Consider the following 363-nt stretch of genomic DNA (forward strand, 5'->3'; position numbering starts at 1 on the left):
GTCCAACGGCCCCACAAGGCGTAGTCCACATAGCCCCGGTCCATAACCACAATGGAGCCTGGGGGAAGCGAGAGGGCTCGGGCCACCGAGACATCGGAGCAGTGGGCATCCGTCAAGTGTGCATAGGTGGGCCAGTACCCGTCGTGGTCCAGCAGCAGGTGGAGCTTCACGCCGCCTTTGGTGCGGGTGTACTTGGCCCAGGGGAAGAGGTTCAGGCACAACGTGATGGTCGTCGCGTCCAGCGACAGCAGGCGGTGCTTGAACCGAAACCGGTGCCGTTTCCCCGGGACCCCAGGGAGTTGGTTGTGGAGTTCGCCGGAGATCGCAAAGAACAGGTCGCGGAAGAAGGCGCTGGGGCGATGG

General features: G+C 63.9%; 1 protein-coding gene. It reads right to left on the minus strand.

What is annotated here, in order from left to right; genetic code table 11:
• Positions 1 to 363 (minus strand): transposase (locus ACYQ8L_RS18670; protein WP_459943323.1); only part of this gene is annotated, 363 nt, incomplete at both ends.

The organism is Deferrisoma palaeochoriense, from assembly GCF_054656955.1.